This window comes from Chamaesiphon sp. OTE_20_metabat_361, from assembly GCF_031364565.1.
The window spans coordinates 1-4,461 of sequence record NZ_JANLWO010000801.1 but is presented as its reverse complement, the minus strand read 5'-3'; the positions used below and the strand labels follow the sequence as shown (position 1 = coordinate 4,461).

The window sequence follows — 4,461 nt, the reverse complement described above, 5'->3', positions numbered from 1 at the left end:
TGAATCAGCATCTACAGCCGATCGAATCTTCAACTGACGATGTAGTTGTTGCGGCAGGTACAAAGTGACCTTTTGCTTGTCTTCCATACGATTCTCAACTGCTTTACCCGGGTATGTCTCCACTTTAATCGGTCTAAACTTGACTGTCAAGCTGGCATAGAGTTTTAGCGTCACATCTTAACATTAGTTTACAAAGGCTCCGATTCAGACGATTTTTGACGATAGAGCAATTCCAGGGGAAGCTGGTCGGGATCGGCGATGAAAGCCACTTCATAGACAGTCGCACCAATGATTTGCTGAGTCGGTGCCAGCAATATTTTCGGTGCTGTTAAGCTAGCTGTTTGTAAAGTTGTGGCAAACTCCGCTAGCCAGGTTGTCAAATTTGCAGCTAGATCCGTCAGGTCGAAAGACAGGTGATAATAGCCCACATAATGCTCGTCATTGAAGGCATCGGGCGCTGGCTTGGGTTCGGGAATTTGAATCAATTCGATCCTACTGCTGAGTCCCGCCATCCAACAAGCCAGCGTATAGCCAGTCGTAAACCGCTCGGTAATGGTAAATCCCAAACATTCGTAAAACGCGATCGATCGATGGATATCTGCCGTGCGGATAGAAATGTGATGCAACATAGACAGTGGATAGTGAATAGTGGATAGTGGATCGCGAACGATAGTAGCGTCAATAATCTACCTAAAATAATTGGTTTTCCCAATTCCTACTCACTATCCACTATCCACTATTCACTAATTAAGGTGACATCCGAAAATAAGGATACTGAATCGGAATCCCTGGTTCCTTTTCGAGGTCGAAATTAATTACTTTCCAACAAGGTTGGTCGTTAGCTGCGGGGCTAAATTCGACGGGTAGCCCAAATAGTCGGGGGATTGTCGGCTGTTCGGTAGCACTACCACTCCAAGGGTGATGGCGATTTTCCTTACCAGCATTGTCCCCAACGAGATAACCACCGATCAAATCGCGATAGCGTTCGGCAATAATTACCTTGGTAGCGCGGTAGCCTTGAGTATAAAGCTTATCCAACGCGTCATGAATCTCAAAGCGAATGCCGTCAGGATGGGTGTGTTGGCGATACCATTCCCCTTCCCACAGACACCAATGTCGGCTCGATTGCAGGTGGACTAATTCGCCCGTGTGCGGGTCTGCTTCAAAAGCCCCATGTCGAGAGCATAAATAAGTATCTGTCAGTGTCAGAGCGGAAATGGTTTGCCGACAATGGGGACACTGAATCTCTGGACCAAAAATGGGGTACTGAAGAGCAAAGTTCATGTCAGGAGCGCAGCAGGTAAGATGCCTGTGCGGGATGGGAGAAAAGCAGTTTCGAGCTTGGGTCTACTTTATTGCATTATACTTGACGCTCCCCGATCGGCGCGAGGATCGCCAGAGAGAATCAAACTGGTGGCTGGGGCAAAATTTTGAAATCAAAATCGCGATTGGAGTGTTTTGACAGATTTGTGGGAATGATAATGCTATCCTCAGTGCGCTTATTTAACATCAATGGCTCCTGTCGAGGGCATTGTTACTAGCACCAGTTAGTCGTTGGGACGTTTGCGAGATCTTACCCTCTATTTTATGGCTTTAATATATGGATGAATTGATTTTATTTTGAAGCCGCACCCGATCTGCTGACTTACCTCGGTAGCGATCGTGGAATATGCGTAAATTCACAGACTGATATCTCGATGGAGAATTGTGGGTAAAATAAGATCGAACTAATTACTTCAGCTCAAAGATGTCGTAAATTATTAGTTATTATTTTAGCCAATATCATATATCTATTTAAACTATGATATCCGATTTTACCTGCTTGAGATTAGCCTTCTATATGACTTTATCGGTTGGAAAGGTTTTCTCAGCCGACAGGATACCGCCAGCAATTATGGGATTGCGGCAGGGATAGTCATGCAATCTTAGCTTTTGCTTCGGTAACGGCTTTGCCACGAAATTTTAAATAATTGAAGTCAAGCTAGAATTCAACCAATTATTGAAAAGTTGATGTTAACCTTGGCTACAACCAAGATATAAAAAATATCTGTTTAGGAACAGGAAAATGGACGACAACAAGCAGCAGATTATTCACTACTTTATTGAAGAAGCACAAGAACATTTAGAGACAGTAGAGCAAGGACTACTAGATCTGGCAGAAGTGATCTCTGATGCCGAACGTGTCAATGAAATGTTTCGCGCCGCTCACTCGATTAAAGGTGGTGCCGCGATGCTGGGTTTTGAAGGCATTCAAGCAACCGCCCACAAATTAGAAGATTGCTTTAAGATTTTACGGGATCAGCCCGTCCCGATCGACCAAAAATTAGAAACCTTATTTCTCGGCGGCTATGATGCGCTCAAGGCACTGGTTGAAGAATTAGCAAACTCGCCAACACTGAGTTTGCGTCCCGAAATCGTTGCGGAAATTCTCACTGGTTCGGCGGCAAATTTTGTGGCGTTGCAAGAATATCTCGAAGAGATGCTCAATACCAATACCCACGATACGATTAGCCGCGAAACCTCAGTCGTAGCAACAGAAGTAAGTATTGGTGGCGGTATAGCCGTGATGGCACCACCCGTAAACATCGTTGCCGTAGTGACTAGTACGCTTCAGCAAATGTTGGCACTATTTAAACAAGGTGACAATCCGGCTAATAGACAACAACTCGCGAGTATCTCTCAATCCTTGACGAAGCTCGAACCCGACGCAGCAAACTGGCAATCGCTAGTCCACGCTACTACCCAAGCGATCGTCAATCCCCACAACACTTATAATGCGGTAGCGCCCCTGATTATCCGCGAGCTAAAACAAGCTGGTGATTTATTGGCAGCACGGCGAGATCGCGAGATCGCGATTTCGGCGAGTCTCCAGCAGGCAACTACTACTGCGGCTCCCGTAGCCCCCGTAGCGTCCACCGCACCAGCAGCTACCCAAATTACCATTCCTGTGGATGTTCGCGGCGCAGCTCAAGGTATCCTCCAAAACTTCAGCCGTCAGCAAGTGACTGAGTTGGTGGTCTTACTGCATCGAGTGATTTCCAATTCTAAGCAAAACTAGTTGCACCCAGATCTGGCGGCACATCTTGCCATCTCCCATCACCAACAGCGCGAATCGCTGCGGTGAGATCGACTTCCTTGGTGTACAGTGCGCGACCGACAATTGCGCCAGTTACACCTAAAGTAGTCAGCGATAGCAAATCGAGCAAATCTCGCAGGGAACTCACGCCGCCAGAGGCAATGACGGGGATCGAGATCGCGCTAGCTAGTTCCCGAAGTGCTGCCAAGTTTGGCCCGGTCAGGGTGCCATCTCGATGGATATCCGTGTAAATAATTGCGGCGGCACCCATGTCTGCCATCCGTTGTGCTAAATCTACCGCCGTTACTTCCGAAGTTTCTAGCCAGCCTTTAGTTGCCACTTTGCCAGCGCGCGCATCGATGCCGATGACGATTTGCTGCGGATATTTTTGACATAAATCTTGGACTAATTCTGGTTGTTCTACCGCTACTGTTCCCAGAATAATCCGATCGACTCCCAAATCCAATAGCTGCCTGACGCTCGCTTCAGTTCGCAGTCCGCCACCGACCTGAATCTGTACTGGTTGAGTCGCAGTTGTTTTGACCATTTCTACAATACTCGCGATCGAGTCTAGATTGACAGGATGCCCAGCTTTAGCCCCATCTAAATCCACTAGATGTAATTTATTGGCACCTTGCACCAGCCAAGAGTGCGCCATATCAGCAGGATTATCGTTAAATACCTGCGATCGATCGTAATCACCCTGATACAATCTGACACATTTACCATCTAACAGATCGATCGCGGGAAAAATATCCATAAGTTTTGAGAAGAAATTAGAACATCGCTCGATCGAATTATACAAATAAAGCACGATCGGCAAACGCCATCTGGTAGTTACCACGATCGCATCAAAGCGAGGTATTGCCTACTATAATTAAGCTCCAAGCGAGAGAATTCACACCAGTTTACTACCTCTATCCCCTATCCCATCTTGCTTACCGCCCGATTTAAGATCGGTTTTCCTACCACGATCGAGACTGCCATAGGTGACAATGGAAATGTTCAGATCTTTAAAATCGAACCATGATTGTTTCCAACTGGCGCAAAGCGTTATTACCACTTCTTTTATCGGTAGTCTTACTATTTTCTGCTTGTTCGAGTAAAGAACCATCTAAGTACGCCGCAACTCAAAAAGAAACGTCGGGCAGAAATGCCCCCGCCGCAGTCGCTAAAAATGCCGCAGACGGCGGTCAATTCAATCAATTTTTCCCGGCTGCTGCTAATGGCTATGCCCGCGTCTTCTCCCAAGAGAAGAAAGGCTTTGCTGAAGCCAAACTCAACAAAGACGGTAAAAATGTCGCGGTACTCTCCATCAATGACACAATTAGCCTTCCTATGGCAGCCAAAAAATACGAAAAGAGTATCAGCAAACTCAATAACTA

Annotated in this window: 5 protein-coding genes; 2 read left to right on the top strand and 3 right to left on the bottom strand. The window is 46.4% G+C overall.

Annotated elements, in window-relative coordinates; all coding sequences use genetic code 11:
• Window positions 1-188 precede the first annotated feature (188 nt).
• Entirely contained in the window at window positions 189-629 is a 441-nt protein-coding gene (locus RMO35_RS22640) for a VOC family protein (protein WP_396135714.1), read from the bottom strand.
• A gap of 118 nt (window positions 630-747) precedes the next feature.
• Window positions 748-1,284 carry a TIGR02652 family protein gene (locus tag RMO35_RS22635; protein ID WP_309744571.1) on the bottom strand — a complete coding sequence of 179 codons (537 nt, stop codon included), beginning with the start codon at window positions 1,282-1,284 and terminating at the stop codon, window positions 748-750.
• A gap of 781 nt (window positions 1,285-2,065) precedes the next feature.
• Here RMO35_RS22635 and RMO35_RS22630 point away from each other — a divergent pair.
• Window positions 2,066-3,058, top strand: a complete 993-nt coding sequence (locus RMO35_RS22630) for an Hpt domain-containing protein (RefSeq protein WP_309744568.1) — start codon at window positions 2,066-2,068, stop codon at window positions 3,056-3,058.
• Here RMO35_RS22630 and hisA read toward each other — a convergent pair.
• Window positions 3,045-3,836 carry a 1-(5-phosphoribosyl)-5-[(5-phosphoribosylamino)methylideneamino]imidazole-4-carboxamide isomerase gene (gene hisA, locus RMO35_RS22625; RefSeq protein WP_309744566.1) on the bottom strand — a complete coding sequence of 264 codons (792 nt, stop codon included), beginning with the start codon at window positions 3,834-3,836 and terminating at the stop codon, window positions 3,045-3,047. The genes RMO35_RS22630 and hisA overlap by 14 nt on opposite strands.
• A gap of 266 nt (window positions 3,837-4,102) precedes the next feature.
• On the opposite strand from hisA, the gene RMO35_RS22620 reads away from it, so the two are divergent.
• The coding region (locus RMO35_RS22620) for a hypothetical protein (protein WP_309744564.1) at window positions 4,103-4,461 on the top strand (359 nt) is incomplete at its 3' end.

Bases quoted from the DNA above. Each gene is read 5' to 3' on its own strand.
- RMO35_RS22630 (WP_309744568.1), top strand. From the start codon at position 2,066: ATGGACGACAACAAGCAGCAGATTATTCACTACTTTATTGAAGAAGCA.
- hisA (WP_309744566.1), bottom strand. From the start codon at position 3,836: ATGGATATTTTTCCCGCGATCGATCTGTTAGATGGTAAATGTGTCAGA.
- RMO35_RS22635 (WP_309744571.1), bottom strand. From the start codon at position 1,284: ATGAACTTTGCTCTTCAGTACCCCATTTTTGGTCCAGAGATTCAGTGT.
- RMO35_RS22640 (WP_396135714.1), bottom strand. From the start codon at position 629: ATGTTGCATCACATTTCTATCCGCACGGCAGATATCCATCGATCGATC.